Origin of the sequence: Streptomyces sp. NPDC059900, from assembly GCF_050270335.1 — a bacterium.
Lineage (GTDB): Bacteria > Actinomycetota > Actinomycetes > Streptomycetales > Streptomycetaceae > Streptomyces.
Genome location: NZ_JBNNJZ010000740.1, coordinates 1 through 3,452, shown reverse-complemented (window position 1 = coordinate 3,452; position 3,452 = coordinate 1). Strand labels below are relative to the sequence as shown.

General features: G+C 68.9%; 3 protein-coding genes and 1 pseudogene. 3 read left to right on the top strand and 1 reads right to left on the bottom strand.

The features are described from left to right. The 3 genes from ACQKIP_RS43065 to ACQKIP_RS43055 all read left to right on the top strand — a co-directional run. On the top strand, positions 1 to 1,330 hold a 1,330-nt coding region (locus ACQKIP_RS43065; RefSeq protein WP_427745507.1), incomplete at its 5' end, for a hypothetical protein. A gap of 244 nt (positions 1,331 to 1,574) precedes the next feature. Next, a complete protein-coding gene (locus ACQKIP_RS43060) occupies positions 1,575 to 2,534 on the top strand; it encodes an alpha/beta fold hydrolase (protein ID WP_365864863.1) in 960 nt (319 codons plus the stop codon). An 85-nt stretch (positions 2,535 to 2,619) separates the two neighbouring features. Beyond that, positions 2,620 to 3,147, top strand: coding sequence for a ferredoxin (locus ACQKIP_RS43055; RefSeq protein WP_365864865.1), 528 nt, complete (start codon positions 2,620 to 2,622; stop codon positions 3,145 to 3,147). 23 nt (positions 3,148 to 3,170) lie between these two features. On the opposite strand, the pseudogene ACQKIP_RS43050 reads toward ACQKIP_RS43055, so the two are convergent. Further along, a pseudogene (locus tag ACQKIP_RS43050) lies at positions 3,171 to 3,452 on the bottom strand (TetR/AcrR family transcriptional regulator); the annotation flags it as partial.

Genomic DNA, 3,452 nt, shown 5'->3' with positions numbered 1-3,452 from the left:
GCCCTGTACTTACCGAACTCACCTACTTACCGAACTCACCGAGGAAGACATGATGAAGCGACACAAGCGCACGAGGACGCCGGCTCGCCTGCTGGGCCTGTCGGCCGCGGTGCTGACCGCCGCCGCGGCAGCCTTCACGTATACGGCCGCGACCGGTACCGCGATACCCAACGAGGCGACGGAACCCAGCGCGGCGCCTTCGTCCGGGGCCACCAGGACGGTCCGCTACGACCTGGGCAACAAGGCCTGGCACCTGCCGCAGACGGGTGAACCGGGCGAGCTGGCCGGGGTGGTGCACTACCCCGCCGACCTGGGCACCGGGCGGCATCCACTGATCGTGATGCTGCACGGCTTGCACGACACCTGCGCCGACCGGAAGGCCGAGGCGGCGCGCACCGCCGCCGAAAAGAGCGGGGACGACGCCGCGTACGAAGCCGCCAACGCCAAGCTGGCCGCCTGGCCCTGTGCGCCGGGAACGCCCGCCCTGCCCAGCCAGCGCGGATACGACTACCTGGGCCGCAAGCTGGCCGCTCGGGGGTTCGTCGTGGTCTCGGTGGGCGCCAACGGCATCAACGCCTCCTCCGTGATGGGGGATGACAACGCTGCCGCGCGGGCGGATCTCATCAACCGGCACCTGCGCATGTGGCAGCAGCTCAGCGCCAAGGGCCAAGGGGAGCTTGCCTGGAAGTTCACCGACCCGGCGACCGGAGCGGCGCGACGCGTCGGCTTCGCCCACCACGTGGACATGGGCAACGTGGGGATCATGGGGCATTCCCGGGCGGGGGCCGGGGTCACCTGGCAGGCGGCCGACAGCCACCGGAAGCAGTGGCCCAAGGGCGTCGACGTCAAGGCGGTGGCAGCGCTGGCGCCCGCCTACAACGTGATGACAGAAGACATGGCCAACTACAGGATCACCAAGACCCCCTTCGCCGCCTTCCGGGGTACCTGCGACGGACAGGTCGGCGGCGAGGCACTCCCGTTCGCGGCCGACGCGGCCACGGGGAACCGCAGCGGCTTCCACCGCTTTGCGATCCGCGGCGCGAACCACAACTTCTTCAACACGCAGTGGTCACCTCAGAGCCGCCAGGTCGCGGCTTTCGACGACGCCACACCGGTCAAAGGACACCCCGGGAAGTGCACTGACCGTGAGGACGGGCCGCCGGCCAGGCAGCTCACCGAGCCGCAGCAGCGCCATGTCGCCACCACCTACCTCGATGCCTTCTTCCGCCGCTACCTCCTCGGCGACACCGGGCAGAACCTGATCCTGACGGGGGCGCGGCACCCCGACGCGGCCATCACGGACGTGGACGTCACCAGCGCCGCTCCCTGAACGGCAGCCGTGTGAGCGCCCGCGAGGGCATTTCTTTGTGACGCCTCACAAAATGCGCCCTGCATGTCTGGACGTCAGCCGGGATCCGTGGGGCGGTTGTTGCTCCAGTCTTCTGCTGGAGCGTGTCCCCGCGCAGTGCAGGGAGCCGCCCCGCCGACCTGCCCTGCGTCCTCCGTGCGCAAGGCCAAGGCCCGCTGCCCGGCCGTGAGCGCATGGACCTGCACCTCAGGAGACACCTATGCCAGTGACCGACCCGTCCGCACGCACACTCCGCACCGGCCTGGCCGCCGCGGTCGTCTGTGCCGCCACCGCCTTCACCTTCTCGGCTGCGGCTCCCGCTCAGGCGGACGAGGGGCCCAAGCTCCGCGAGGGCGGCGTGCCGGAAGCCCTGTGGAACTACGCGAGCTCGCCGGGAGCCGTGCCCGGAGCCAACGACTGGTCGTGCAAGCCGAGTTCCGAGCACCCCGAACCGGTGGTCATGCTGCCGGGCACCTTCTTCAACCTCGGCGCGAACTTCGTGAAGGCGGCGCCCCGGCTGAAGAATGCGGGCTACTGCGTGTATGCCTTGAACTACGGCTTCACCCCGGTCTCTCTGGGGCGCATCGGCGGGCTCGGCCCCAACCGCGAGTCGGCAGCTCAGCTCGACGCGTTCGTGGACAAGGTACTTGCCTCGACGGGCTCGACGAAGGTCAACATCGTCGGGCACTCGCTCGGCGGCAGCGTCCCCATGTGGTGGATGAAGAAGCTTGACGGCGCCCGAAAGGTCGACAAGTACGTGGGATGGGCCCCCAGCTCGCACGGCACGAACCTCAACGGGATCGTCGACCTCGGCGCCAGCCTGAACCTCATGGGTTTCGTGACCCGTCTGTCGAATTTGGCGCGGTTTCCGGGAGTCGTCGAGCAGGCAACCACCTCGGACTACACCCGGGAGATGTGGGCGGACGGTGCCACTGTCCCCGACGGGCCGCAGTACACGGTGGTGATGACGAAGTACGACACCGTCGTGACGCCGTATGCAACCCAGGCACTGAAGGGTGAGGACGTCAACAACGTGGTGTTGCAGGATGTCTGCCCCACAGACCGGGCTGGGCACATGGGTCTGTTCAACGACGACCCGACGCTGCAGATCACCATGAACGCGCTGGCCGACGGACCGGCGGACTTCAAGCCCGCGTGCCGCGGCTTTGGCCTGCAGCTTTTGTGAGCCGGGCAGTTGTGCCATCACCCTGCCCCAGCACATGACGGCGGCCTGTCCGGTGAATCGTTCGGCACACGGTTAACCTTCTGCCGTGGACCTCTACTTCGATCCGGTGCCTCTGCTCGGCGATGCGCGCGCAATGTTCCTGGGGCAGTGGTCGGATCGGAAGTGGCTCAACGTGCCCGGACCGTTCTACGGAGCAGACACCGACAACTGCGGCACCGGCCGTATCCACGCGCCGGGGCTCGTGCTCTACGAAGCCGACTACTTCACCGAGTACGTGTACCGGCAGCCCCGTACGCCGGAGGAGCTTCAGCAACTGGTCGACGCGGCGGAGGCTGAGGCATTCTCCGGCTACGGCTGTGACGGCGACAGCCAATGGACGCCGGCGATGGTCCGGGAGTGGTGGCGTGACCGAGGGCGGATCAGGGGGTACCTGGCCAATCGGCGCGCCGACTGGGAGGCCGATGACGCCAAGGCCGGGCAAGGTGTGGCCGCCGCGGCCTCGGACTACGCCGCCTACCTCGACGGCGAGCTGGCCTCGCACCTCCGTGTCTATCTCTTCTGGCTGGAGGAGCGACGCGCTCCCGCAGCCGCGGACCGGCTGCCGCACCTCTGACGACAGCGGCGCGGCAGCGTTCGTCAGATCTCCACCGGACGGACGGCGGCTTCGATCTGGGCGAGGTGGGCGGCGAGGATCTCCTCGAAGGCGGCGGCGCGGTCCGCACCCAGGGGGCGCACGTCGCGGGCGAAGTGGGCCAGCGCCGGGAAGTGCCCGGGGTCTGCCCCCAGGATCATGACGCGGAACAGCTCCATGCCCTGTTCGCGCTCTTCCGGGGTGACCGTGCCGGACCCGGCCTCGGAGGCGACCAGCGAGGCGATGAGGACCGCGATCCGGTGGTAGCGCACCGGGATCTCCTCATC